Below are 23,041 nucleotides of genomic sequence, written 5' to 3'. Positions count from 1 at the left end.
TGATCCGGCTTATCCTGCCGAATCGGGTCTTACTTCAGCGGTTTATGAAGCAATATTCAAGCCCGGCGTCATGGCGGCGGCGGTTTTCAACCGCGCAGTGGCGCTACTTGCCGCTTTTTGCCTTGCCGCTTTGGTGCGAGCGCAGAATACGGCTCTTCAGCACGTTCGACGACTTGAAGGTCATCACCCGGCGCGGCAGGATCGGCACTTCTTCGCCGGTCTTGGGGTTGCGACCGATGCGCTCGTTCTTGGAGCGGACGTGGAATGTCGCGAAGGACGACAGCTTCACCGTCTCGCCGCGGACGATCGCTTCACAGATTTCGTCCAGCACTGCTTCGACGAGTTCGGCCGATTCAGTGCGCGACAGGCCGACCTTCCGGTAAACTGCCTCGGCAAGGTCGGCGCGCGTAAGTGTCTTTCCCCCCATGCGACCGTCCCATCAGTTCAAAACATAAAATTCGGCACAACAACGGCAGAGCCTAAGTAATTGATCCGGCAAGGTCAAGGACCGAAACCGGACCGTTCGGCACTTACCAGCGAACCAGAACAGCGCCCCAGGTGAAGCCGCCACCCATCGCTTCCAGGAGGACGAGATCGCCCTTCTTGATGCGGCCGTCGGCGACGGCCACCGAAAGCGCCAGCGGAACGGAAGCTGCCGAGGTGTTACCGTGCAAATCGACCGTAACCACCACCTTTTGCTCAGCTATCCCGAGCTTCTTGGCGGAAGCGTCAATAATTCGTTTATTGGCCTGGTGCGGCACGAACCAGTCGAGATCATCGGCTGATATACCGGCTTGTGAGAACGTCGCCTCAATGACGTCGGTGATCATCCCGACCGCATGCTTGAAGACTTCGCGGCCCTCCATCCGGAGGTGGCCGACCGTGCCCGTGGTCGACGGCCCACCGTCGACGAAAAGCTTATCCTTGTGCGTACCGTCGGAGCGCAGGCTGGCCGCCAGAACACCGCGGTCGGCGATCGTGCCAGTCCCCTCGCCGGCCTCCAGGATTACTGCACCGGCGCCGTCGCCGAACAGCACGCAGGTCGAGCGGTCGCTCCAGTCGAGGATGCGTGAGAATGTCTCCGAGCCGATGACCAGGACGCGCTTGGCCTGGCCGCCGCGGATGTAGAGATCGGCGGTGGTTACCCCGTAGACGAAGCCGGAGCAGACCGCCTGCATGTCGAAGGCAAAGCCGTGATGCATGCCGAGCCGGTTCTGGATCTCGACGGCGGTGGCCGGGAATGTGTTGTTGGGCGTCGAGGTCGCCAGCACGATCAGATCAATGTCGGCGGGGGTGAGGCCGGCATTGGCAAGTGCGGCACGCGCCGCCGCTTCTCCCAGCGAGGCCGTCGTCTCATCATCCCCAGCGATATGGCGCTGGCGAATACCGGTGCGCTGGGCGATCCACTCGTCGGAGGTTTCGACCATGCCTTCGAAATCGGCATTCTTCATGATTCTGCGGGGCAGCGCGGCGCCCGTGCCGCGCACGACTGATCTGATCAAAGTTCTTTCCTATTCCTTTGCGTCGGTAACGACGTCGGATTTCCTAGATGTCAGGGCATGCGGGTTGCGCGCATGGAACAGGTCCAGGTCGGCCTCGATACGGTCGAGCAGATTGTTGCGCACCATGTCATAGCCAAGCTCGATCGCCGCGGCGAAACCGTCCGAATCAGCACCACCATGGCTCTTCACGACGATGCCGTTCAGCCCCAGAAAGACGCCGCCATTGGAGCGGCCGACATCCATCTTTTCGCGCAGGCGATCGAAGGCGCCCTTGGCGAAGATATAGCCGATCCTGGCCATCAGAGTCCGGCTCATTGCCGCACGCAGATAGCCACTGATCTGGCGCACCGTGCCTTCCGCCGTCTTCAGAGCGATGTTGCCGGCAAAGCCTTCGGTGACGACAACGTCGACCACGCCCTTGCCGATGTCGTCGCCTTCGACGAAACCATGATAATTCATCGAGGCCATGTTGGCTTCGCGCAGCATGCGCCCGGCCTCCTTGACCTCTTCCTGGCCCTTGATCTCCTCGACCCCGACATTGAGCAGACCGACGCTGGGCCGGGCGATGCCGAAGACCGAGCGCGCCATGCCGGTGCCGAGAATGGCAAAGTCGATCAGTTGGTGCGCATCGGCGCCGATGGTGGCGCCGACGTCCAGCACCACGCTTTCGCCGCGCAATGTCGGCCAAAGTGCTGCGATCGCCGGGCGTTCGATGGTGGCCATGGTACGCAGGCAGAATTTCGACATCGCCATCAGTGCGCCGGTGTTGCCGGCCGAAATGCAGGCGTCCGCCGTGCCGGCCTTGACCGCTTCGACGGCCTTCCACATCGACGACTTCCAGCGGCCGTGGCGCAGCGCCTGGCTCGGCTTGTCGTCCATCCTGACCGCTATTTCGCAATGGAAGAACTCGCTGACCTCGGCGAGCTTCGGAAACTTGGCCAGTTCCGGGCGCACGACCTCCTCTCGCCCGTAGATGACGAATCGGATGTCGGGACGGCGGGTCGCGACCGTCATGAGCGCCGGAATAACCACGGCTGGTCCGTGATCGCCGCCCATGGCATCGATGGAAATCCTGATCACGCGGTATTTATCTCACGGTTAGGCGGCAGGTCGCTTTAGCGACCCCGAAGGTTCGGCGAAAATAACGGTTTTGGGCTGCCGCACAACCGACTTTTCCGTCGCAAGTGAGGTTTTCAGGATTTTCCCAGCAAGGATCGCAGTTTTTGCTGGAATTCATTCTCCGCCGGCTCGGTCTCGCTGCCGGCGTTCAGCGAGGCGCCCTGCTTGCGCGGATAAGGGTCGATGGCCAGTCCGAAGTACTGTTCGGCAAGTGCCCCGACATCGATCGTGTCACCGGAAAATGTTTCGGGACTGTCAGGGCCTTCCGCGTCGAGCAGGATCTCGCCGCCGCCATCGAAACCCTGGCGTCCAAGCTTGGAGTCCTCGGGCAGCAACAGAGCTTCGACCGGTTCGTCGATATGCGCTTCGACAGGCTCGAGCGTGACGATGCAGGCCTGGGTGATGTCGGCCTCGACGCGACCGCTGATCTTCACGCCATTGCGCTTCCATGACGCCACCACAAGCTCGGCGCGATAGGATTCGACCGAAATCAGCCCGTGCTCCTCGGCCAGTGCCGCACGCTGTGCGGCATCGGCTTCGATAACGACCGGCAGACCCTTCTGCGGCAGGCGCGTGACGTTTGCGCGGAAGGATACCGGGCTTTGCGGATCAACGTGCTTCATTGTTCACCTCCCTTGGCGACGGGAAAGGCCAGCGTACCGGAGACAATCGATTCGGGTATCTGCGCGGCCAGCTGGTTGCAGGCGTCGGTGACATAGTTGGCCAGCAGCGATGCTTCCGGCCAGGCACCGGCGTCAGGCCGGACATTGCGGGCAAGGGCTGCGGTGAGCCCGTCGAGATCGTCTCTTTCCAGCGCATCGTCATAGGCGGCGGTTCGGCCATAAAACATCTTTGCCAGCTTTTTCATGCGTTTGGGCACGCCAACGTCGCCAATGCCTAACTCCCGCAGCGAATGATCGACGTCGAGGAAGAACTCGTCGATCAGCACCTGAGCGACCTCTTGCGCCACGCCGCCCTCACCGCGCAACCGATGCTGGAACAGGAACATGTGCAGCGACAGCATCTCGAAACGGCCGAGCGGCGTGTCGGGCACATTCCAGTGGGAATAAAACACGGTCTGCCGCGCCGCCGCCACGATTTGTGCGTAAAGCGCCTCGGTGATAGCGCGGTTGGCATGGCGTTCGCGGCCAAAAAAGCGCTGGAACATTGGGGATGGTCTCCTGGGGACCGTTTGTTGAAGTGGCCTTGTTGCATCGGCAAGCAAGCTGGTTTACCGGTTTCGCGGCCCAGCGCAAGTTGCGGCCAGCTAATGGAGTTGTTGTTGCGCGCGCTGAATTTCAAGTCGACCTTCTCGTCCAGGCCCGCTGGCGCAATCTCGCTGCTGGTGATTGTTTCGGCGCTGTCCGCCTGCCACACCAACAAGATGATTGGTGACCTCAGCCCCAGCGAGACGCTGACGCAGGGTTACGTCATCGACCAGCAGGCAATCGATTCGGTGCCCGTCGGTTCCAGCCGCGAGCAGGTGCTTCTGGCGCTCGGCACGCCGTCGACGACGGCGACCTTCGACAACGAGGCCTTCTATTACATTTCGCAAACGCGCAAGCGCTACGTCGCCTTCGACAAGCCGCGGCTCATCGATCAGAAGGTGCTGGCGGTCTATTTCGGCGCCGACGGCCGCGTCACCCAGATAGCCAATTACGGGCTGAAGGACGGCAAGATGTTCGACTTCATCTCGCGCACCACACCGACCGGCGGCAAGGACCAGAACTTCCTCAGCCAGATCATCAACGGCGCCAGCAAGCTGGCCCCCGGCATTCCCGGCGGCGGCACTCCCTGATCTCAGACCTGCCTCCCCTTTGAGGAGGCAGCATTATCTCAGGCGACCAAAAACCCGCGGGAGCGATCCTGCGGGTTTTTGTTATGGCCACGGTCGAGGCAAGTGGCATGCGTGCCAGCGGGTCTCCAGCCACCGAAACACGATCCGGGGCCTGGATGAGGTTGCTGGAGCACGCATGCGCTGCAAGGACCAAGGGAAGAGAAGTGTCCTAAGCGTCGACGTCGGCTTCGCTCAACAAAAACCCGCGGGATTGCTCCCGCGGGTTTGTTTTCGAGCGATGGCTCCGTGATCAGCCGTGCGCGAGCACGGCCAGCAGAAGGAGCGCGACGATGTTGGTGATCTTGATCGCCGGGTTGACGGCCGGGCCGGCGGTGTCCTTGTAGGGATCGCCGACCGTGTCGCCGGTCACCGAAGCCTTGTGCGCTTCGGAACCCTTCAGGTGCTTGACGCCGTCCTTGTCGACAAAGCCGTCTTCGAAGGACTTCTTGGCGTTGTCCCAGGCGCCGCCGCCCGAGGTCATCGAGATGGCGACGAACAGGCCGTTGACGATGACGCCGAGCAGCGAGGCACCAAGGGCGGCAAAGGCGGACGCCTTCGAGCCCGAGATCAGCAGCACGCCGAAATAGACGACCAGCGGCGCCAGCACCGGCAGCAGCGACGGGATGATCATCTCTCGGATCGCCGCCTTGGTCAAAAGGTCGACCGCGCGTGCGTAGTTCGGCTTGGAGGTGCCGGCCATGATGCCCGGATCCTCGCGGAATTGCTTGCGCACTTCCTCGACGATGGCGCCCGCCGCACGGCCGACAGCCGTCATGGCGATGCCGCCGAACAGATACGGGATCAGGCCGCCGAAGATCAGGCCGGCGACGACGTAGGGGTTGGAGAGATCGAAGGAGATCTCGCCCATGCCCTGGAAGTAGGGATATTTGTCGCCATTGGCGGCAAAGAACTTCAGGTCGTTCGAGTAGGCGGCAAACAGCACCAGTGCGCCGAGACCGGCCGAACCGATGGCGTAGCCCTTGGTTACTGCTTTGGTGGTGTTGCCGACCGCGTCGAGCGCGTCGGTGGACTGGCGCACTTCCTTGGGCAGGCCGGCCATTTCGGCAATGCCGCCGGCATTGTCGGTGACCGGGCCGAAGGCGTCGAGCGCAACGATCATGCCGGCAAGGCCGAGCATCGTCGTGACCGCGATCGCCGTGCCGTAGAGTCCGGCAAGCTGGTAGGTCGAGATGATGCCGCCGACGATGACGATCGCCGGCAGTGCAGTCGATTCCAGCGAGACCGCAAGGCCCTGGATGACGTTGGTGCCGTGACCTGTGACCGACGCCTGGGCGATGGAGTTGACCGGGCGCTTGTTGGTGCCGGTGTAGTACTCGGTGATCACGACGATGAGACCGGTCACCACGAGGCCGATCAGGCCGCAGATGAACAGGTTCTTGCCGGTGATGGCCATGCCGGCGACGGTGCCGATCTCGCCCCAGCCGAGGCATACCGAGGTGGCGACGCCGAGACCGACGATGGACAAGAGGCCGGTGACGATCAGGCCCTTGTAGAGTGCGCCCATGATCGAGCCGTTGGCGCCGAGCTTGACGAAGAAGGTGCCGATGATCGAGGTCAGGATGCAGGCGCCGCAGATTGCGAGCGGATAGAGCATCACGGCACCGAGAATGGCCGTGCCGCCAAAGAAGATGGCACCGAGAACCATGGTGGCGACGACGGTCACCGCATAGGTTTCGAAGAGGTCGGCGGCCATGCCGGCGCAGTCGCCGACATTGTCGCCGACATTGTCGGCGATGGTGGCCGGGTTGCGCGGATCGTCTTCGGGAATACCGGCTTCGACCTTGCCGACGAGATCGCCGCCGACGTCGGCACCCTTGGTGAAAATACCGCCGCCGAGACGGGCGAAGATCGAGATCAGCGATGCGCCGAAACCGAGCGAGACCAGCGAGTCGATGACAATGCGGTCATTGGGCTGCAGGCCCATGAAGTGGGTCAGGACGAGGTAGTAGATCGATACGCCGAGCAGGGCCAGGCCAGCAACCAGCATGCCGGTGATGGCGCCCGATTTGAACGCGATGTCGAGTCCGGCGGCGAGGCTGTTCGATGCGGCCTGCGCCGTGCGAACGTTGGCGCGAACGGAGACATGCATGCCGATGAAGCCGGCGGCGCCCGAAAGCACGGCGCCGATCAGGAAGCCGATCGCGGCGGTGATGGACAGCAACCACCAGGCGAGCACGAGGACGACGACGCCAACGATGGCGATGGTGGTGTACTGACGCGCCAGATAGGCTTGTGCGCCCTCGCGGATAGCCGCGGAGATTTCCTGCATGCGTGCATTGCCCTGATCGGCCGCAAGGACCGAACGTGTCGCCCAGATGGCGTAAAGGATTGAAAGCAGGCCGCAGGCGATGACGGCGGAAATAATTGTCATTGCCGGATTTTCCTCGATTGATGGCCCAAAAGAACCCCTCCCTGGGCCGTTGAGACAAAGACCGGATTCCGTGCACGGAATCCGCCTCTTCGCAGCGGTGTATGCGAAACAGGGCTGCGAACGTCAAGATATTGTTCGGTTTTTGCCCGGCTTTCGCCTAAATGGTTTGGGCCAAGCCAACGACTGCCGTCAGCGCGGTCCTATTAGATCGATTGAAATTGGCCCTGACGCGGGACGCGCCTACTCCGCTTCACGGCCCATGCGGCGCGCCGTGTAGCGCTCGATCGCCGACAGACCGTCATAGATCAGCACGGCAAGGGCTGCCACAATCAGGCCGCCCTGCAGGATGAAGGCGAGATTGTTGGACAACAACCCGGCGATGATCACCTCGCCTAGCGTCTTGGCGGCCACAGTCGAACCGATGGTGGCGGTGGCGAGGCTGATCACCACCGACAGCCTGATGCCACCCAGGATGATCGGAGCGCTGAGCGGCAGCTCGACCTTGGTGAGCCTTTGCCAACCGGTCATGCCGGCACCGCGCGCCGCCTCGACGACATTGGCAGGCAGCGTCGTCAGGCCGGTCAGCGCATTTTCGAAGATCGGCAGCAGGCCGTAGAGAAACAGCGCGATCAGCGTCGGCTTCTCACCGAAGCCAACGGCCGGCACCGCAAGCGCCAGCACCGCCACCGGCGGAAAGGTCTGGCCGATGTTGACCAGGCTGCGCGACAGCGGCAGGAATTCGGCGCCGGCCGGCCTGGTGACCAGGATGGCAAGCGCCACCGCGACGATGGTTGCAGCCACGGTGGCGATCAGAACGGTGCGCAAATGCAGCAATGTTAGCGTCAGCAGGCTGCCCTGGTTGTAGATCACCGGCGCATTGTTCTCGGTCAGCGGCTTCAGCAGCGGCTCGAACCAGCCGGGATTGGTGACGAAGGCGACGAGCAGCACCACCAGGGCTAGCCTGAGCAGCGATGGAAGCCAGGCCTTCATGCCGGCCTCGCCGCGCGTTTCACCAGACCGTCGACCGTGACTCGGCCAAGCGGCTTGCCGTCGGCCCCTTTTACCGGCAGAGCCGGCCGGCCCGACCATAGCAGTTCAGCCAGCGCGTCGCGCTGGCTGGCATCGCCGGGGATCGCTTCGCCTTCGGCGGGGCCCTTCTCCACGGCGTCGCGCACGCGGCCGAGCGACAGCAACCGGAATGGCCTTTCACTGGCGCCGACAAGGGTTTCGACGAAGGCGCTTGCCGGCCGCGCCAGGATCTCGGCGGGCTTGGCGTATTGCACCAGCTTGCCGGCATCCATGACCGCGATCTTGTCGCCCATATGCACGGCCTCTTCCATGTCGTGGGTGACGAGGATGATGGTGGTGCCGAAGCGCTTCTGGATCGCCAGCAAATCCTCTTGCGCCTTGGTGCGGATGATCGGGTCGAGCGCGCCGAACGGTTCGTCCATCAACAGCACGTTGGGCTCGGTGGCGAGCGCGCGGGCAACGCCGACGCGCTGCTGCTGGCCGCCTGACAGTTCGTGCGGGTAGCGCGGCCCGAATGCTTCGGGATCAAGCTGATAGAGCGTCATCAGTTCGTCGACCCGGGCCTTGATGCGGGCCTTGTCCCAGCCGAGCAGCACCGGCACGGTGGCGATGTTCTGTGCCACCGTGCGATGCGGAAACAGGCCATGGCCCTGGATGGCGTAGCCGATGCTGCGGCGCAGTTCGTAGCCAGGCAGCGAACGATTGTCGGCGCCGTCGAGCTTGATGACGCCCGAGGTCGGTTCGACCAGCCGATTGATCATGCGCAGCAGCGTCGTCTTGCCGGAGCCTGACGTGCCGACAATGACGGCGATGGTGCGCGGCTCGATGACCATCGAGACGTCATCGACCACTGTTGTCGCGTCATAGCGCTTGGTAATGCCTTCGATCTCGATCATGCTGTTTCAACCCTGCGCTTGGTGGCAGTCATTTCGATCACCGCATCGAGGATGATGGCGGCGGCAAAGGCGAGCGCGACCGTTGGCACCGCACCGAGCAGCACAAGGTCCATCGCCGTCTGGCCAACGCCCTGGAAGACGAACACGCCGAACCCGCCGCCACCGATCAGCGCGGCGATGGTGGCAAGACCGATGTTCTGCACCAAAACGATGCGGATGCCGGTGAGGATCACCGGAAAGGCCAGCGGAAACTCGACGCCGAACAGGCGCTGCCTGTCGGTCATGCCCATGCCGCGCGCCGCGTCGTTGGCGGCGCGCGGCACGCCGGCGAGACCGACCACGGTGTTGGCCACGACCGGCAGCAGCGAATAGAGGAACAGCGCGACGAAAGCCGGGGCGGTGCCGATGCCGCGAATGCCGAGCGCGGCAGCCCCCGGCACATGCGTGGCAACCCAGCCGAGCGGCGCGATCAGCAGGCCGAACAGCGCAATCGAGGGGATGGTCTGGATGATGTTGAGCACGTTGAGAACGCCGGCGCGCAGCCTTTCGACGCGATGGCACAGGATGCCGAGCGGCAGGCCGATGACCACCGCAGCAAGCAGAGACCCGAGCGCCAGCGTCACGTGCTTGGAGCCTTCGGCCCAGAAACTGTCGGCGCGGTTGGCGTATTCCTTGAGGATGGAAAGGTTGTCCCAGCTTCCCGAAATCAAGAGCAGCCCGATCGCCAAAGCCGCGACAACAAGCACGCCAACCCGTGCCAATGGCGACAGGTTCAGCCGTGTCAGCACGTCGGCGAGCAAAAGCGTGAAGGCAAAGATGAGAATCCAGAAACCCGAGGCCGGAGAAACCCTCGCAAAGGTGTTGCCTGCCGGCGTGAGAAAAGTGCCGGCGACGCCGATCAGCAGCGCGATCGCGGCAAGCGCAACCACGCTGGCGGCAAGGCGCAGCACGAGCGGTGTCCTGAACAGAGCAATGAGCGCGGCGGCGACAACAATGGCGAGCAGCAGCGTCCCGGTGGTTGCCGGCAGCGCCTCGAGAATCGAGCGCGCCTGGCCGGGAACGATGCGGTTGGCGCGGAACGTGGCGAAGGGCGCGGCGAAAGCCGCGTAGGCAACGATCGCGGCGATGACCACGCCGAGCTTGTCGAAGCGGATGTTCACGCCCTCCCCCGTCAGTCGATCCGGCGCGCCACGAAGGCGACGCGCCGGAATCGTTCTACTTCAGGAAGCCGTTCTTCTTCAGGAAGTCCTCGGCGACGCCCTTGACCGGCTCGCCGCCGACCTGCACGCGACCGTTCAGTTCCTGCAGTGTGACGAGGTCGAGCTTGGCGAAGACCGGCTTCAGCAGCGTCTCGATCTCGGGATGCTCCTTCAGCACCGCCTCGCGGATGATCGGCGCCGGCTGGTAGACCGGCTGCACGCCCTTGTCGTCGTCGAGCACGACGAGCCCGGACGGCGCGATGCCGCCATCGGTGCCGTAGACCATGGCGGCGTTGGCGCCGCTGGTCTGGTTGGCGGCAGCGGCGATGGTTGCCGCGGTGTCGCCGCCCGAGAGCGTGATCAGTTGCTCAGGCTTCAGAGTGAAGCCATAGGTGGTCTGGAAGGCCGGCAGGGCGGCAGCCGAATTGACGAATTCGGCGGAAGCCGCCAGCACCACCTGACCGCCGCCCGCGACATATTTGCCGAAGTCGGTGAGCGTGGCGAGCTTGTTGGTCTCGGCGACTTCCTTGCGCAGCGCGATGGCCCAGGTGTTGTTGGCGGGCGACGGCGACAGCCAGACGATCTTGTTGGCGTCGTAGTCGAGCTTCTTGGCTGTCTCATAGGCCTTGGCGGCATCCTTCCAGACCGGGTCGTCCGCTTTCTCGAAGAAGAAGGCGGCGTTGCCAGTGTATTCGGGATAGATGTCGATCTCACCGGCGATGATCGCCTTGCGCACCACCGGCGTGCCGCCGAGCTGGATACGGTCTGATGTCTTGATGTTGTTGGCGTTGAGGACGAGCTGGATGATGTTGCCGAGCACGCCGCCTTCGGTGTCGATCTTGGAAGAGACAACCACCTGGGCGCTGGCGGAAGCCGCCGTAATGCCGAGCGCCAATGCCGCGCCGGCGAGAACCTTGACTGAAAACATCGTGAAAACCCCTTGCTATGAACCGAAATGCGGTAGCCGCATATGAGCATGGCTTCAACGGCCAGTCGGGGCACACGGTTTCATAACAAGGGGGATCAGCGCAATATTTTTGTTCGGAAGGCCGATTTCGAGGCGACGCTGGCGATCTGCTGCCATCTGGCGGATAATGCAATGAGGGTGCGGGTGGCAAACACGGAGAGCGTGTCATGGCCATACACAAAGTCGGTTACCTCATCGGCAGTCTTGCCCGGGAATCCATCAACCGCAAGCTCGCGAAGGCGCTCGTTCAACTGGCTCCTCCGGAACTTGAAATGACGGAAATCGCCTTCAGGGATCTGCCCCTTTACAGTTACGACTATGACGCGGATTTCCCACCGGTCGCCCGGGATTTCAAAGAGGCGATCGCCTCCGTTCAGGCGGTGCTGTTCGTTACCCCGGAGTACAATCGCTCGATCCCTGGCGGATTGAAGAACGCGATCGACTGGGCCAGCCGCCCCTATGGAAAGAATTCATTCGCGCGCAAACCGTCCGCCGTCATCGGAACATCGCCGGGCGCCATCGCAACCGCTGTCGCCCAACAAAGCCTGCGCAGCGTTCTGAGCTTCTGCAACTCACCCCAGATGAATGCGCCGGAAGCCTATATCCAGTTCACGCCGGGACTGATAACGGACGACGGCGAAGTGACGGTCGAATCCACCGAGGACTTCCTACGCAACTACATGGCTGAGTTCCACATGTTCATAGCGCGGGTGCTTCAAGTGTTGCCGCCGGACGCATAGGTTTGGCGTCAAACCGGGCGCGTTCTAGTCACCTTCAGCGCGCCTAGCGCAACGAAACAGAGCACAGCAACCGGGAATATCATCCAGTTCAGCATCTCCCAACCCCAGGCGTTGTAGACCATGCCCGACATCAGCGAGGCGCAGGCGACGGAGCCGAACAGGACGAAGTCGTGGAAGCCTTGCACCTTGCCCTTTTCCGACGGCCGGTAGCTGGCCGACACCATCGCCGTGGCGCCGATGAAGCCGAAATTCCAGCCAAGGCCGAGCAGGACCAGCGACGTCCAGAATTGCCACAGCGCCAGGCCCGACAGAGCGACAATGGCGCAGCCGATGAGCAGGACCAGGCCGGCGGCCACAACGCGTTCGGCACCGAAGCGATGGATCAGCGAGCCAGTGAAGAAGCTTGGCGCGAACATCGCCATGACGTGCCAGGAGATGCCGAGCGTCGCGTCGGTCTCCGACAGCCCGCAACCGACCATGGCCAGCGGTGCGCCCGTCATGACGAAGCTCATCAGCGCGTAGCTGCCGACCGCGCAGAAAAGCGCGGCGACGAAGCGCGGCTGCGTGACGATTTCGGCCAATGGCCTGGCGTCGCTGGCGGCGATCTCCACCTTGCCGGATGCTTTCGCCGGCAGCCGCAGAAACGACAGGATAATGGCGCCGACCGCGGCCAGCGGCAGGATGGAGACGAACGAACCGGCAAACATCACCGGCGCCAACAATTCTCGGGTGAAGATGACGATCTGCGGCCCGAGGATGGCAGTAACGATACCGCCTGCCAGCACGAAGGAGATGGCGCGCGCCTTGAATTCCGGCGGTGCGTTGTCGGCAGCGGCGAAGCGGAACTGCTGGACGAAGGCGCCACCGACACCGATCGTGAGCAAGCCAAAGGCAAACAGCCAGAAGCTGCCTCGAAAAAGCGCAAGCGTGGCGACGAGGCCGCCAAGCGCCGTGACGATCGTGCCGGTCATGAAGCCGCCGCGCTGGCCCATGCTGCGAATGATGGCCGCAGCGGGCAGCGCGCCGAGCGCCACGCCGATGTTGAAGCCGGTGATCGGCGCTGTCGCCAATGATTTGTCGGGACCAAGCAGATATTGCCCGGCCAGCGCTCCCATGGAAATGGCGATGGGGGCCGCCGAGCCGATGATCGCCTGCGAGGCGGCGAGGATCAGCGCGGTGCGGCGCGCCTCCTTGCCTCTCGCCCCGACGGCGATTGCCGTCATGATGCGTCCTTGCCGCGCCCCTCGCCACGCACCCGGCGTGACACACGGTCGAGCACGGCATTGACCAGCTTCGGTTCGTCTTCCTCGTAGAATGCCTTGGCGATGTCGACATATTCGGAGACGATAACGGCGACGGGGACATCCTCGCGCTTCATCAACTCGTAGACGCCGGCGCGCAGGATGGCGCGCAGCGTCGAGTCGAGCCTCGACAGCGGCCAGTCCTCGGTCAGCGCCTGGCGGATGATCGGATCGATGATCTTCTGGTCCTCGACGACGCCCGCCAGGATGGCGCGAAACCATTGCGCATCGGCCTCGCGATAGAGCGCGCCATCGACTTCCTTGCCAAGGCGAAACGCCTCGTATTCGGCGGTGATCTCGAAGACACCGCTGCCGGCGACGTCCATCTGATAGAGCGCCTGTACGGCGGCCAGACGGGCAGCGCCGCGCTTGTTGGCATGGCGCACGGCCGGCTGGCCGGGCGAAGCGGGTTCGCTCACGATCGCGCTCCCAGTTGTTCCTTGAGGGCAATCATGGTCAGCACCGCACGCGCGGCAAAGCCGCCCTTGTCGCCTTCCGAGCGCTTGGCCCGCGTCCACGCCTGCGCGTCGTTCTCGGTGGTGAGGATGCCGTTGCCGATGCAGACAGAGTCCTGCACGGACAGGTCCATGAGCGCGCGGCTGGATTCATTGGCGACAATGTCGAAATGATAGGTATCGCCGCGGATGATGGTGCCGAGCGCAACAAAGCCGTCATAATTTGTGCCGCCTTCCGTCGCGCCGTCCAGCGCGAAGGTAATCACCGCGGGAATCTCGAGCGAACCTGGAACGGTGACGACGTCGTAAGTCGCGCCCGCTTCATCAAGCGCGCTGGTCGCGCCTTCGAGCAGCGCGTCGGCAAGGTCGTCGTGAAAGCGCGCTTCGACAATGAGCAGATGCGCCTTCGTCTTCGGACGAATGAAGGCTTTGCCGTGTTGGGATGTGCCAGCCATAAAAGTCTCCGGGGATCGCCGGTGACTTAGGCCGAAGCCGGGTTCATCGCAAGCGAAGATGTTGCGCGCGCTCGGTTTGCCAACCTATTCAGGTTCACTAACCTCGTTTTTGAGATGGCTGTCGAGGTTATCAACCCAGGTCTCTACGGTCTGATGATCGATCACACGACCGGCGTCCACATCGGCCAGCGCTTCGAGTGTCGGGCACCGGAGTTCTTCTTCTTGTTCAGCCGAGATCCGTCTATCCTTGACCATCAAAGCCCCTCTTTCGCCGCCTCCACCAGCCGCGCCGCGTAGCGGGCCATGGTGTCGATTTCGAGATTGACGCGGTCGCCGACCTCGCGCTCGCCCCAGGTGGTCACGGTCAGAGAGTGGTGGATCAAAAGCACATCGAAGCGCGTGCCTTCAACCTTGTTGACGGTGAGCGAGGTGCCGTCGAGTGCGACCGAGCCTTTTGGCGCAATGAACTTTGCCAGTTCGCGCGGTGCCTCCAGCGTAAAACGCACCGCGTCGCCCTCATCCTTGCGCTCGACGATCTCGGCCATTCCGTCGACATGGCCCGAAACGATATGGCCGCCGAGTTCGTCGCCGATCTTCAGCGCCCGTTCCAGATTGATGCGCGTGCCCGACTTCCAGCCCATCGCCGTCGACAGCCTGAGCGCCTCTTCCCAGGCCTCGACCTCAAACCAGCGTGCGTTCGAGCCGCTGTCGGGCAAGGCCGTAACCGTCAGGCAGACGCCGCCACAGGAGATCGAGGCACCAACAGCAATGCTCTGCGGGTCATAGGCGGTGTCGATGCGCAAACCCACCCCTTCCCTGAGCGGCTTGACGGCAGCGACAGTGCCGACATCAGTGACAATTCCGGTAAACATCAGATCCTATCTTCCCGTTTGACCATGATCTTGTCCGAAAACCGGTTGCCACTTTTCGGGATCATGGTCCGATATCCCTTATCCACTCGGCGTAGCTGTCTTCGCCAAAGTGCATCTCGCGCAGCTTGCGAAAACCTGCCGGGATATGGTCCGCGTCGATCGGCGATGCAATGCCGTCGTCGCCGATCGCTTCTGGCCCCTGGAACAGCACGATGCGGTCGACCAGCCCATCCGCCAGGAAGGCGCTCGCCACCTTGGCGCCGCCTTCGACCAGCACGCTGGCCATGCCGAGCGCGGCCAGGTCCTCGAGCAGTTCCGGTAGTGCTACGCCGCCCTCATGTGTTTCGGTGCCTATGAAGCGCACCCCGGCGCGTTCGAGCGCTGCCCGCCGCAACGGATCGGCCTCCAGGCAAGCGGCGACATAGAGCGGCACCCGATCCACGCCCGAAACCAGCTTCGAGGCCTCCGGCAACCTGATCAGCCGGTCGAGCACGATGCGGGCGGGCGAACGGTTCTCTAGCCCCGGCAAGCGCACCGTCAGGGCCGGATCATCCTCAAGGGCCGTGCCGATACCGACCAGTATGCCATCGGCCGCGGCCCGCATCAGATACACTTCGCGGCGCGCGATATCGCCGGTGATCGACACCTGCCCCCCGCCTTCCCGGCCGATCTTGCCGTCGCTGGAAAGCGCAAGCTTGAGAATCACTTCTGGGCGTTTTCTCAACGACCGGATCAAATAGCCGGCCATCTGCTCAGCGGCTTCCGCCGCCAACACCTTCTCGACCACCTCGACACCGGCGGCGCGCAGGATCGCATAACCCTTGCCGGACACCCGCGGATCGGGATCGCTGGCCGCGCCGACGACGCGCGCGACGCCGGCATTGACCAGCGCATTGGCGCAGGGCGGCGTGCGGCCATGGTGGGCGCAAGGTTCGAGAGTGACGTAAGCGGTAGCGCCACGCGCGAGCTCGCCGGCCTCGGCCAGGGCCTCGGTCTCGGCATGCGGGCGGCCGCCGACAGCGGTGACGCCGGTGCCGACGATCATCGGGCCATTGCCGTCATCGCGCACGATCAGCGTGCCGACAGACGGGTTGGTCGCGGTGCGCCCGGCATTTTTTCGCGACAGTCTGAGTGCCGCCGCCATGAAGCGGCGATCAAGGGCGGCCTGTTCACTTACAGTCATGCTCAGCTGGCGTCCTCTTCACCCTTGATTTCGTCGCCCTTGAGCTCGCCCAGCAATTCGTGGAAATCCTTGGCCTCGCGAAAATTGCGGTAAACCGAGGCGAAACGGACATAGGCGACATCGTCGAGCGATTTCAGCGCTTCCATGACCAGCCGGCCGACCTCACCGGAGGCCACTTCGGTCTCGCCGGAACTTTCGAGCTGGCGCACGATGCCGGTCACCGCGCGATCGATGCGCTCGGGATCGACATTGCGCTTGCGAACGGCGATCTCCACCGAACGCAACAGCTTGTCGCGGTCGAACGGCACTTTGCGACCCGATTTCTTGACCACCACGAGATCGCGCAACTGCACACGCTCGAAGGTGGTGAAGCGGCCGCCGCAATCAGGGCAGACGCGCCGCCTGCGGATCGCCGCGCCATCCTCGGCGGGGCGCGAATCCTTCACCTGCGTATCTTCAGACTGGCAATAGGGACAGCGCATGGAGAAGCCTTTGGTTGGCGAATCTGGTGAAGCGAAAGGCTTAGAGGTTTTTGCAACGATGGCAAAGTATCGCCACCAGCCCCTCGCCTCTCAGCCACAGAGATAGCGAGGCGCATGCAAGATTGCCAGCCTCGCCAAGCAGCCGGACTGCGTGCCGATGTCGTCAGGGAGCGACATCGGTGGTCGGAAACCCGCACGATGCACCGAGGCTGCGATAGGCCTTGGTGAAGCCGTCCATGGATATGCTTCCAACCGGCGCATCGCCAAAGGAGACATCAAGCGCCGATGCTCGGCGCATGGCGCGCAAGAGCGCCAGGCTGGTCTTGGCCTGATTGTCCACGGTCCAGCTGAGCCGGCCGTTGACGGCGCCATCGGAATGGAGCTTGGCAGTGACGCGGCCCTTGTCATCGCCGAAGGTGGCGGCGACGGAATTGCCGGCCGGCAGATCCTTGTTGTCGACAGCGATGGTTACGGTCGGGTAGGCATCCGGCGGCAGTGCATCGCCGTTCGTGATGACGAGCGTCAGGGTACCGGGCACGCCACCGGCGCCGATAAAGGCGGTCGAAGCCGCGCAGGTCTTGCGGAGATCCTCACCGGTGTCGACCTCGTCGACCAAGGTCGACCACCTGCCGAAGGTCTCGAGCTTGGGTGCCGGGGCCGGCGCCGCGGGTGCGGCCTTGGCAGGAGCGGGTTGCGTCGGCTGAGCGGGTGCAGTTTGCGCCAAGGCGATGCCGGGCAGCGGCAAGGCCATCAAAGCGGCCAGAGCGCCAACGGCGCCAAGGTCGGCGAAACGAAATAGTCGCATCATCAAGGCTCCTGCCGGTCGCCCCGGCCTGCCGAGACGACGCTTGTCGTCCGCAGCAGGCGGCAAGACTTCCTATCGCGTCAGCCGAGATAGGGATAGAGCGGGAAACGGTCGGTCAGCGCCACGACCTTGGCCTTGACCGCGGCTTCGACAGCGGCGTTGCCCTCGTCGGAATTGGCGACCTTGAGACCATCCAGCACTTCGGCGATCAGCTTGCCGATCTCGCGGAATTCGGCCTGGCCGAAGCCGCGCGTGGTGCCAGCCGGTGTGCCGAGACGCACGCCCGAGGTGACGAAAGGCTTTTCCGGGTCGAACGGAATGCCGTTCTTGTTGCAGGTGATGTTGGCGCGGCCAAGGGCCGCCTCGGCGCGCTTGCCGGTGGCGTTCTTGGGCCTGAGGTCGACCAGCATCAGATGGTTGTCGGTGCCGCCGGAGACGATGTCGAGACCGGTTTCCTTGAGACTGGAGGCGAGCGCCTTGGCGTTGGCGGCGACGCTTTCGGCATAGACCTTGAAGCTCGGCTTCAGCGCTTCGCCGAAGGCGACCGCCTTGGCGGCGATGACATGCATCAGCGGGCCGCCCTGCAGACCGGGGAACACCGCCGAATTCATCTTCTTGGCGATGTCCTCGTCATTGCACAGGATCATGCCGCCGCGCGGGCCGCGCAGCGACTTGTGCGTCGTGGTGGTCACGACATGGGCATGCGGCAGCGGCGACGGATGCACGCCGCCGGCGACGAGCCCCGCGATGTGCGCCATGTCGACCATCAGGTAGGCGCCGACAGCGTCGGCGATCTCGCGAAAGCGCTTCCAGTCCCAGACCCGCGAATAGGCGGTGCCGCCGGCCAGGATCAGCTTCGGCTTGGTCTCATGCGCGGTCTTCTCGATGGCGTCCATGTCGAGCAGATGGTCGTCCTGGCGCACACCATAGGAGACGACCTTGAACCATTTGCCGCTCATGTTGACCGGCGAACCGTGGGTCAGATGGCCGCCGGAATTGAGGTCGAGGCCCATGAAAGTGTCGCCGGGCTGCAAGAGCGCCAGGAACACAGCCTGGTTCATCTGGCTGCCGGAATTCGGCTGGACGTTGGCGAAGTTGCAGCCGAACAGCGTCTTCGCCCGCTGGATGGCCAGTTCCTCGGCCACGTCGACGAACTGGCAGCCGCCATAGTAGCGTTTGCCCGGATAGCCCTCGGCATATTTGTTGGTCATGATCGAGCCCTGCGCTTCCAGCACGGCGCGCGAGACGATGTTTTCCGAGGCAATCAGCTCGATCTCATGGCGCTGGCGGCCGAGTTCGTTGCGGATGGCGCCGAAAATCTCCGGATCGGCGTCGGCCAGCGTGGTTTCGAAGAAGGATTCGAATTTGTTCGACACTGCCGCTGCTGTTGCCATGGCCTGAAATCCTCGGGGTTCGGGGGCAATTTTCGATTTATGCCAGTCGTTGCCCCAAAAAAACGCTGCACACTTTTGGGCGACGTGCATTTGCCGCGCCATTAACACAGTTGTTTTCGCCCCGCCACGTTTGCGGCGCGAAATTTGCTGGCCGGATTGCGCCAGCGAAGTCTCCAGGTTGCTATTTCCGAGCCTTCCGACCTTGGGCACGCACGGCTGCGCGCTCGGCTTCGATGCCGGCGAGCCTCAGTTCCAGCTCCTGCCTTCCAGCCTCGCGCCGGAAAGCGCGAAGAAGACGAGCACGACCTGAATGAAGACGGCGACTTCCATGGTCCGGTTCCAAGCTTGTCCGTCGACCATGCGCAAGGCCGGTCGATCCGTGCAGCGGCCCCTCCTGCGGAAAAACGCAGCTGCACCCAAGCAACGAAAAAGGCCGCCCCGAGCAGCGGCCTTTTTTATAAATAGATCAGCTATTTAAAGCGATGACGTGATCTGCAGCTCGTTGTTGCCATCGAGCGCGTAGACGTCGTCGCGGAACTGCACGACGCCTGGGCCCGTCGACCAGGCCGAGAGATAGAGGAAGTGGACCGGCACCGGGTTGGTGACCTGGATCGGCGTGTTTTGGCCGGTCTTGATCGCCGCCTCGAAATGTTGGCGGTCCCAGCCGGGCGTGTCGCGCAAGATCCAGGTGACGAGGTCGCGCACATTCTGCACGCGCACGCAGCCCGAGGAATCGAAGCGCATCATCTTGCCGAACAGGCTCTGCTGCGGCGTGTCGTGCATGTAGACACCGTCCGGGCTCGGGAAGTTGATCTTGACCGACGCCATGGCGTTTTCCGAGCCGGGGTCCTGGCGGAAACGGTACTTCTCCGCGTCGTCGGTCGACCAGTCCACGTTCATCGGATCGACTTCGCTGCCATCCGGCGCGAACAGGCGGATATGGCTGTCCTTCAGATAATCGGGATTCTTCCGCATCAGCGGAATAATGTCCTTGCGCACGATCGAGACCGGCGCGTTCCAGTACGGATTGACGATGATCTCGTTGATTTTGGAATTGACGATCGGCGTCTGGCGATCGATCTTGCCAACGATCGCGGTGTGGCGAAGCACGACGCGGTCGTTCTCGACCGCTTCGATCTGCGCCGCCGGAATGTCGACCAGCACATAGCGACTGCCCAGCGTGCCGGCCTTCTCGCGCAGCCGCTGCAAATTGGTCTGCAACTGGCCAAGCCTTATCTGCGCCGAAACGTTCATCGCCGCGTAGGTGTATTTACCCATCGAGCCGTCGGCCGGCAGGCCGTGACGCAACTGGAAACGCTTGACCGCCGAGTCGACATAGGAATCGAAAGCCGTCGAAATGCCGGCGCTCTGCGAGAGGTCGCCCGCGACCATCAGGCGCTTTCGCAATGGCACCACATCGGGATCATCGACGCCGAGCTGCAGTTTCTTGGTCGCTGGGACGTCGACCCAGCCGCCCTGCCCGACGATGTTCTGATATTGCGCGACCGCCTGTTCCGTAAAGGCGACGGTCTGCAGACTGAAGATCGGCAGCGTCGAGGCCACCTTGCCGCCCTCGCTGGCGCGGGCGTCGAACTGGTCGTCCCAATTGCCGCGCGTTGAGGACTTCAGGATGTCCCCGATCACGTCCTGCGCATTGGCGCCGCCGGCAACCATAGCTGCTGCGAGCGCAGAGGCTCCGGAAAGGAAAAAGCGGCGGCTGGTTTTCATGGACGTTCCAGACATTTGTAGCGTTCGATCTAATGTATTCGGTTATGGGGGCGATCTTGCCCGCACTCTAGAATTGGCAAACTTAACAATTAGCCAACCATTGTCCGTATCAGCTAGGCCACAAACGCTCGAAGCACGATACGGGTTCCTTGGTGAACGCACGGCCTTCACCACAGCATCACCGGCATCCTCGGTTCCACTGGAATATGGCGGCAACGTGGCTTTCGGTTGAATTTGGCCCGCCAAGCGCAGCGAAGTGAAAAGACCCGTGCTTTTTCGGCACCGATCCGCGATCGCTGGCCGCAATAAGATGGTCAGCTAATAGAATGATGGTAGCCAAAATCCAAAGAAAAGGCCGGTGCTTTCGGCACCGGCCCTGACTGAAGGTCGATATTTCGGCCGCGCTTCTGTGGCGCGGGCCGGATCTGATGCCGCGCATTACATCCGATATGCAATCGTGTCGTTCCAGAAGCGGTCGAGCCGCTGCAAAGCGCGGTTCATCTGCTTGAACTCGTCGGTGTTGATGCCGCCGACCTGCTCGATCGAACCGACATGACGCTCGTAAAGGCCGGCGACGACTTCCGCCACCTCGTTGCCCTTCGGCGTCAGCGAGACGCGGACCGAACGGCGGTCAATGCGCGAGCGCTGGTGGTTGATGAAGCCGAGATCGACCAGCTTCTTCAGATTGTAGGAGACGTTCGAGCCGAGATAGTAGCCACGCGAGCGCAGCTCGCCGGCGGTCAGCTCGGAATTGCCGATGTTGAACAGCAGCAGCGCCTGGATGGCATTGATGTCGGAACGGCCGTTGCGGTCGAATTCGTCCTTGATCACGTCAAGCAGGCGACGGTGCAGCCGCTCAACAAGCTGCAGCGATTCCATGTACAGGGAACGGATAGCCTCGCGGCGATCGTCGGATACGTTGGCGGTCTTCGCCGCCGGACGCGAATTGATCATTGTCTTTGCCTCTCGTTTGTCGCCTTGGTGATTTTTTGTTTTTCACCTTGATCGCGACACTATCGAATACTCATAAAATTCGACTTAAACGCTAGGGCTAACAAGAGCTTACCGGTAACAGGTTTCGAAAGAGGCTTAACGAACGGTCACCCGAGCAAAGATAATTAACCTAAAGATTTCGGCAACAATTTGGAGACCGAATCCAGGCAGAAGCCAGGGCGCCAATGTGCTCAATGGCTTAGTGGCGGACCGGGCGCTTCTGCAGGTAGATGACAACGCGAAAGACGATGTAGAGCACCGCCACCGCGGCATGCGAGATAACAATCAGCAGGCGGTGGCCGAAAAGCTCGGGAAAGCCGGCATACATCACCGTCTCGGTCACCGCGCAAATGAACCAGATCACCGGCCCCCAGGACGCCAGCATCCACAGGCCGGCAGCGGCGAAGGGAAAGAACACGGCCAGCACCACCGCCGCCACCTGCCAGTGCACGGGCATCAGGTCGAAACGCCACAGCGAGCCCGGATAGAAGCCGATCAGCTTGATCCAGTAGAGAATGCCGAACAGCAGGCAGTAGCCCGATATGACGCGCTGGAACCAGGCGAAGATCACCTCCACCCCGGAGGGCTGCAGCACGACGCGCCTCGGGGTCACCTCGCTCATATCAAGAGCTCCCTTTCGCCCAGCGGAGCGAAGTAGGCGTCGACATCGGCCTCGCTGACCGCATCGAGGCTTGCCGGGCGCCATTGCGGCTTCGAGCCCTTGTCGATGATGGCGGCGCGGATGCCTTCGTAGAAATCATGGCCGGCCAGCATCCGGTTGAGGATGCGGAACTCCATCTTCATGCATGCGTCCATCGACAGGGTCAGCCCGACGCTGATCTGGCGCCAGGCGACTCGCAGGCTGGTCGGCGAGCGGGTGCGGATCGTCGCCAGCGTCTTTGCCGCGAACTCGTCGGCATCCGCCGCGCGCTCCAGGCTGTCGATGACGCGTTTCAGGGATGGTTGCGAAAAATGGCTCGATATCGCCTCCAGCGTCGGCCTGTCGGTCTCCCGCCTTGCCTGGATGAAGAAACCGCGCAGCACCGCTTCCGGGTCGCCGGTCAACGTCAGCCGGTCGAGGAAGCCGCCCTGGTCCTCGGCCTTGATGGTGTGGGTCGCCAGACCCGACCACAGCGCATCGCCATAGCGAATGCGATTGCCGGTCAGCGCCAGATACATGCCGAACGAGCCGCCGAGATCGGGCAGCAGGTGGCTGGCGCCGACATCGGGGAAAAAGCCGATGCCGACCTCCGGCATGGCAAATTGGGCATTCTCGGTCATCACCCGGTGCGAGCCATGGAAGGAAATGCCGACGCCACCGCCCATGACGATGCCGTCGATCAGGGCGACATAGGGTTTCCTAGAGCTGTTGATACGGGCGTTGAGCCGGTATTCGTCGGCGAAGAACTCGACCGGCGGTTTTCCCGCCCGGCCGGTCTCATAGACATGCAGGATGTCGCCGCCGGCCGAAAAGGCCCTGCCCTCGGCCTTGACAACGACGACATCGATGCCTCGGTCGGTCTCCCAGGCGCAAAGAGCTGCGTCGAGCGCCCTGATCATGCGGTGCGTCAAGGCATTGAGCGCCTGCGGCCGCGTCAAGGTGACGACGCCGGCCCGGCCCAGATGTTCGAAGCGGATCTCGTCGCCTCCGCCAAAATCCATCGTGAAAGAATCCCTCCCCCGCGCCGGCGG

At 62.9% G+C, this 23,041-nt stretch carries 25 protein-coding genes; 2 read left to right on the top strand and 23 right to left on the bottom strand.

Annotated features, from left to right (window positions below; genetic code table 11):
- Nucleotides 1-103: 103 nt before the first annotated feature.
- From ASD12_RS27455 to ASD12_RS27435, 5 genes are all read right to left on the bottom strand, one after another.
- Nucleotides 104-427: an integration host factor subunit alpha gene (locus tag ASD12_RS27455; protein WP_013532231.1), complete on the bottom strand. Its 324-nt coding sequence runs from the start codon at nucleotides 425-427 to the stop codon at nucleotides 104-106.
- Between the two features lie 103 nt (nucleotides 428-530).
- Nucleotides 531-1,502, bottom strand: coding sequence for a beta-ketoacyl-ACP synthase III (locus ASD12_RS27450; protein WP_056594106.1), 972 nt, complete (start codon nucleotides 1,500-1,502; stop codon nucleotides 531-533).
- 9 nt (nucleotides 1,503-1,511) lie between these two features.
- Nucleotides 1,512-2,582 carry a phosphate acyltransferase PlsX gene (gene plsX / locus ASD12_RS27445; RefSeq protein WP_056594104.1) on the bottom strand — a complete coding sequence of 357 codons (1,071 nt, stop codon included), beginning with the start codon at nucleotides 2,580-2,582 and terminating at the stop codon, nucleotides 1,512-1,514.
- A 113-nt stretch (nucleotides 2,583-2,695) separates the two neighbouring features.
- A complete protein-coding gene (locus ASD12_RS27440; protein ID WP_056594101.1) occupies nucleotides 2,696-3,244 on the bottom strand; it encodes a DUF177 domain-containing protein in 549 nt (182 codons plus the stop codon).
- A complete protein-coding gene (locus ASD12_RS27435; RefSeq protein WP_056594098.1) occupies nucleotides 3,241-3,789 on the bottom strand; it encodes a ubiquinol-cytochrome C chaperone family protein in 549 nt (182 codons plus the stop codon). Before ASD12_RS27435 ends, ASD12_RS27440 begins: the two co-directional genes overlap by 4 nt.
- 114 nt (nucleotides 3,790-3,903) lie before the next feature.
- Here ASD12_RS27435 and ASD12_RS27430 point away from each other — a divergent pair, with 114 nt between their 5' ends.
- Nucleotides 3,904-4,419: an outer membrane protein assembly factor BamE gene (locus tag ASD12_RS27430; RefSeq protein ID WP_056594536.1), complete on the top strand. Its 516-nt coding sequence runs from the start codon at nucleotides 3,904-3,906 to the stop codon at nucleotides 4,417-4,419.
- A 289-nt stretch (nucleotides 4,420-4,708) separates the two neighbouring features.
- Here the strand turns inward: ASD12_RS27430 and ASD12_RS27425 are convergent, their stop codons facing one another.
- The 5 genes from ASD12_RS27425 to ASD12_RS27405 all read right to left on the bottom strand — a co-directional run bounded on the left by ASD12_RS27425 (nucleotide 4,709) and on the right by ASD12_RS27405 (nucleotide 10,902).
- Entirely contained in the window at nucleotides 4,709-6,850 is a 2,142-nt protein-coding gene (locus ASD12_RS27425; protein WP_056594095.1) for a sodium-translocating pyrophosphatase, read from the bottom strand.
- Between the two features lie 240 nt (nucleotides 6,851-7,090).
- Entirely contained in the window at nucleotides 7,091-7,840 is a 750-nt protein-coding gene (locus tag ASD12_RS27420) for an ABC transporter permease (RefSeq protein ID WP_023810236.1), read from the bottom strand.
- The gene (locus tag ASD12_RS27415; protein ID WP_056594092.1) at nucleotides 7,837-8,775 is read right to left on the bottom strand and encodes an ABC transporter ATP-binding protein; all 939 of its coding nucleotides are present in this window, start codon (nucleotides 8,773-8,775) and stop codon (nucleotides 7,837-7,839) included. Before ASD12_RS27415 ends, ASD12_RS27420 begins: the two co-directional genes overlap by 4 nt.
- On the bottom strand, nucleotides 8,772-9,935 hold the full coding sequence (locus ASD12_RS27410; RefSeq protein ID WP_056594088.1) for an ABC transporter permease: 1,164 nt from the start codon (nucleotides 9,933-9,935) through the stop codon (nucleotides 8,772-8,774). The genes ASD12_RS27415 and ASD12_RS27410 overlap by 4 nt, the downstream gene beginning before the upstream one ends.
- A 55-nt stretch (nucleotides 9,936-9,990) precedes the next feature.
- On the bottom strand, nucleotides 9,991-10,902 hold the full coding sequence (locus ASD12_RS27405) for an ABC transporter substrate-binding protein (protein ID WP_056594084.1): 912 nt from the start codon (nucleotides 10,900-10,902) through the stop codon (nucleotides 9,991-9,993).
- A 206-nt stretch (nucleotides 10,903-11,108) separates the two neighbouring features.
- On the opposite strand from ASD12_RS27405, the gene ASD12_RS27400 reads away from it, so the two are divergent.
- The gene (locus tag ASD12_RS27400; RefSeq protein WP_056594081.1) at nucleotides 11,109-11,681 is read left to right on the top strand and encodes an NADPH-dependent FMN reductase; all 573 of its coding nucleotides are present in this window, start codon (nucleotides 11,109-11,111) and stop codon (nucleotides 11,679-11,681) included.
- Between the two features lie 8 nt (nucleotides 11,682-11,689).
- Here the strand turns inward: ASD12_RS27400 and ASD12_RS27395 are convergent, their stop codons facing one another.
- The 13 genes from ASD12_RS27395 to ASD12_RS27340 all read right to left on the bottom strand — a co-directional run bounded on the left by ASD12_RS27395 (nucleotide 11,690) and on the right by ASD12_RS27340 (nucleotide 23,011).
- Entirely contained in the window at nucleotides 11,690-12,904 is a 1,215-nt protein-coding gene (locus ASD12_RS27395) for an MFS transporter (RefSeq protein WP_056594078.1), read from the bottom strand.
- Nucleotides 12,901-13,401 carry a transcription antitermination factor NusB gene (gene nusB / locus ASD12_RS27390; protein WP_056594075.1) on the bottom strand — a complete coding sequence of 167 codons (501 nt, stop codon included), beginning with the start codon at nucleotides 13,399-13,401 and terminating at the stop codon, nucleotides 12,901-12,903. Before nusB ends, ASD12_RS27395 begins: the two co-directional genes overlap by 4 nt.
- Nucleotides 13,398-13,892: a 6,7-dimethyl-8-ribityllumazine synthase gene (ribH, locus tag ASD12_RS27385; RefSeq protein WP_056594071.1), complete on the bottom strand. Its 495-nt coding sequence runs from the start codon at nucleotides 13,890-13,892 to the stop codon at nucleotides 13,398-13,400. The genes nusB and ribH overlap by 4 nt, the downstream gene beginning before the upstream one ends.
- Before the next feature lie 84 nt (nucleotides 13,893-13,976).
- Nucleotides 13,977-14,147: a hypothetical protein gene (locus tag ASD12_RS34475; protein ID WP_156398665.1), complete on the bottom strand. Its 171-nt coding sequence runs from the start codon at nucleotides 14,145-14,147 to the stop codon at nucleotides 13,977-13,979.
- Nucleotides 14,147-14,764, bottom strand: a complete 618-nt coding sequence (locus ASD12_RS27380; protein WP_056594068.1) for a riboflavin synthase — start codon at nucleotides 14,762-14,764, stop codon at nucleotides 14,147-14,149. The genes ASD12_RS34475 and ASD12_RS27380 overlap by 1 nt, the downstream gene beginning before the upstream one ends.
- A gap of 61 nt (nucleotides 14,765-14,825) precedes the next feature.
- Complete coding sequence (gene ribD / locus ASD12_RS27375; protein WP_056594065.1) at nucleotides 14,826-15,947, bottom strand: bifunctional diaminohydroxyphosphoribosylaminopyrimidine deaminase/5-amino-6-(5-phosphoribosylamino)uracil reductase RibD; 1,122 nt, start codon at nucleotides 15,945-15,947, stop codon at nucleotides 14,826-14,828.
- 2 nt (nucleotides 15,948-15,949) lie between these two features.
- A complete protein-coding gene (gene nrdR, locus ASD12_RS27370) occupies nucleotides 15,950-16,429 on the bottom strand; it encodes a transcriptional regulator NrdR (protein WP_056594062.1) in 480 nt (159 codons plus the stop codon).
- A gap of 163 nt (nucleotides 16,430-16,592) precedes the next feature.
- The gene (locus ASD12_RS27365; protein ID WP_056594059.1) at nucleotides 16,593-17,237 is read right to left on the bottom strand and encodes a hypothetical protein; all 645 of its coding nucleotides are present in this window, start codon (nucleotides 17,235-17,237) and stop codon (nucleotides 16,593-16,595) included.
- Nucleotides 17,238-17,314: 77 nt separating this feature from the next.
- Nucleotides 17,315-18,628, bottom strand: coding sequence for a serine hydroxymethyltransferase (gene glyA / locus ASD12_RS27360; protein ID WP_056594056.1), 1,314 nt, complete (start codon nucleotides 18,626-18,628; stop codon nucleotides 17,315-17,317).
- A gap of 474 nt (nucleotides 18,629-19,102) precedes the next feature.
- A complete protein-coding gene (locus tag ASD12_RS27355; protein WP_056594053.1) occupies nucleotides 19,103-20,356 on the bottom strand; it encodes a L,D-transpeptidase family protein in 1,254 nt (417 codons plus the stop codon).
- A 438-nt stretch (nucleotides 20,357-20,794) separates the two neighbouring features.
- Nucleotides 20,795-21,310 carry a winged helix DNA-binding protein gene (locus ASD12_RS27350; protein WP_008875359.1) on the bottom strand — a complete coding sequence of 172 codons (516 nt, stop codon included), beginning with the start codon at nucleotides 21,308-21,310 and terminating at the stop codon, nucleotides 20,795-20,797.
- Between the two features lie 238 nt (nucleotides 21,311-21,548).
- Nucleotides 21,549-21,971: a DUF6163 family protein gene (locus ASD12_RS27345; RefSeq protein WP_056594050.1), complete on the bottom strand. Its 423-nt coding sequence runs from the start codon at nucleotides 21,969-21,971 to the stop codon at nucleotides 21,549-21,551.
- The gene (locus tag ASD12_RS27340) at nucleotides 21,968-23,011 is read right to left on the bottom strand and encodes an enoyl-CoA hydratase/isomerase family protein (protein ID WP_056594046.1); all 1,044 of its coding nucleotides are present in this window, start codon (nucleotides 23,009-23,011) and stop codon (nucleotides 21,968-21,970) included. Before ASD12_RS27340 ends, ASD12_RS27345 begins: the two co-directional genes overlap by 4 nt.
- Nucleotides 23,012-23,041 lie beyond the last annotated feature (30 nt).

Origin of the sequence: Mesorhizobium sp. Root102 (assembly GCF_001425625.1) — a bacterium.
GTDB lineage: Bacteria > Pseudomonadota > Alphaproteobacteria > Rhizobiales > Rhizobiaceae > Mesorhizobium.
The sequence above is the reverse complement of the archived record's forward strand: the minus strand, read 5'-3'. Positions and strand labels throughout refer to the sequence as shown.

What these genes read in the sequence shown, in the direction of transcription:
- ASD12_RS27340 (WP_056594046.1), bottom strand. Translation starts at nt 23,011, where the DNA reads ATGGATTTTGGCGGAGGCGACGAGATCCGCTTCGAACATCTGGGCCGG.
- ASD12_RS27425 (WP_056594095.1), bottom strand. Translation starts at nt 6,850, where the DNA reads ATGACAATTATTTCCGCCGTCATCGCCTGCGGCCTGCTTTCAATCCTT.
- ASD12_RS27365 (WP_056594059.1), bottom strand. Translation starts at nt 17,237, where the DNA reads ATGATGCGACTATTTCGTTTCGCCGACCTTGGCGCCGTTGGCGCTCTG.
- ASD12_RS27440 (WP_056594101.1), bottom strand. Translation starts at nt 3,244, where the DNA reads ATGAAGCACGTTGATCCGCAAAGCCCGGTATCCTTCCGCGCAAACGTC.
- ribH (WP_056594071.1), bottom strand. Translation starts at nt 13,892, where the DNA reads ATGGCTGGCACATCCCAACACGGCAAAGCCTTCATTCGTCCGAAGACG.
- ASD12_RS27395 (WP_056594078.1), bottom strand. Translation starts at nt 12,904, where the DNA reads ATGACGGCAATCGCCGTCGGGGCGAGAGGCAAGGAGGCGCGCCGCACC.
- ASD12_RS27345 (WP_056594050.1), bottom strand. Translation starts at nt 21,971, where the DNA reads ATGAGCGAGGTGACCCCGAGGCGCGTCGTGCTGCAGCCCTCCGGGGTG.
- ASD12_RS27355 (WP_056594053.1), bottom strand. Translation starts at nt 20,356, where the DNA reads ATGAAAACCAGCCGCCGCTTTTTCCTTTCCGGAGCCTCTGCGCTCGCA.
- ASD12_RS27455 (WP_013532231.1), bottom strand. Translation starts at nt 427, where the DNA reads ATGGGGGGAAAGACACTTACGCGCGCCGACCTTGCCGAGGCAGTTTAC.
- ribD (WP_056594065.1), bottom strand. Translation starts at nt 15,947, where the DNA reads ATGACTGTAAGTGAACAGGCCGCCCTTGATCGCCGCTTCATGGCGGCG.
- nrdR (WP_056594062.1), bottom strand. Translation starts at nt 16,429, where the DNA reads ATGCGCTGTCCCTATTGCCAGTCTGAAGATACGCAGGTGAAGGATTCG.
- ASD12_RS27415 (WP_056594092.1), bottom strand. Translation starts at nt 8,775, where the DNA reads ATGATCGAGATCGAAGGCATTACCAAGCGCTATGACGCGACAACAGTG.
- ASD12_RS27350 (WP_008875359.1), bottom strand. Translation starts at nt 21,310, where the DNA reads ATGATCAATTCGCGTCCGGCGGCGAAGACCGCCAACGTATCCGACGAT.
- ASD12_RS27405 (WP_056594084.1), bottom strand. Translation starts at nt 10,902, where the DNA reads ATGTTTTCAGTCAAGGTTCTCGCCGGCGCGGCATTGGCGCTCGGCATT.
- glyA (WP_056594056.1), bottom strand. Translation starts at nt 18,628, where the DNA reads ATGGCAACAGCAGCGGCAGTGTCGAACAAATTCGAATCCTTCTTCGAA.
- ASD12_RS34475 (WP_156398665.1), bottom strand. Translation starts at nt 14,147, where the DNA reads ATGGTCAAGGATAGACGGATCTCGGCTGAACAAGAAGAAGAACTCCGG.
- ASD12_RS27380 (WP_056594068.1), bottom strand. Translation starts at nt 14,764, where the DNA reads ATGTTTACCGGAATTGTCACTGATGTCGGCACTGTCGCTGCCGTCAAG.
- ASD12_RS27420 (WP_023810236.1), bottom strand. Translation starts at nt 7,840, where the DNA reads ATGAAGGCCTGGCTTCCATCGCTGCTCAGGCTAGCCCTGGTGGTGCTG.
- ASD12_RS27435 (WP_056594098.1), bottom strand. Translation starts at nt 3,789, where the DNA reads ATGTTCCAGCGCTTTTTTGGCCGCGAACGCCATGCCAACCGCGCTATC.
- ASD12_RS27400 (WP_056594081.1), top strand. Translation starts at nt 11,109, where the DNA reads ATGGCCATACACAAAGTCGGTTACCTCATCGGCAGTCTTGCCCGGGAA.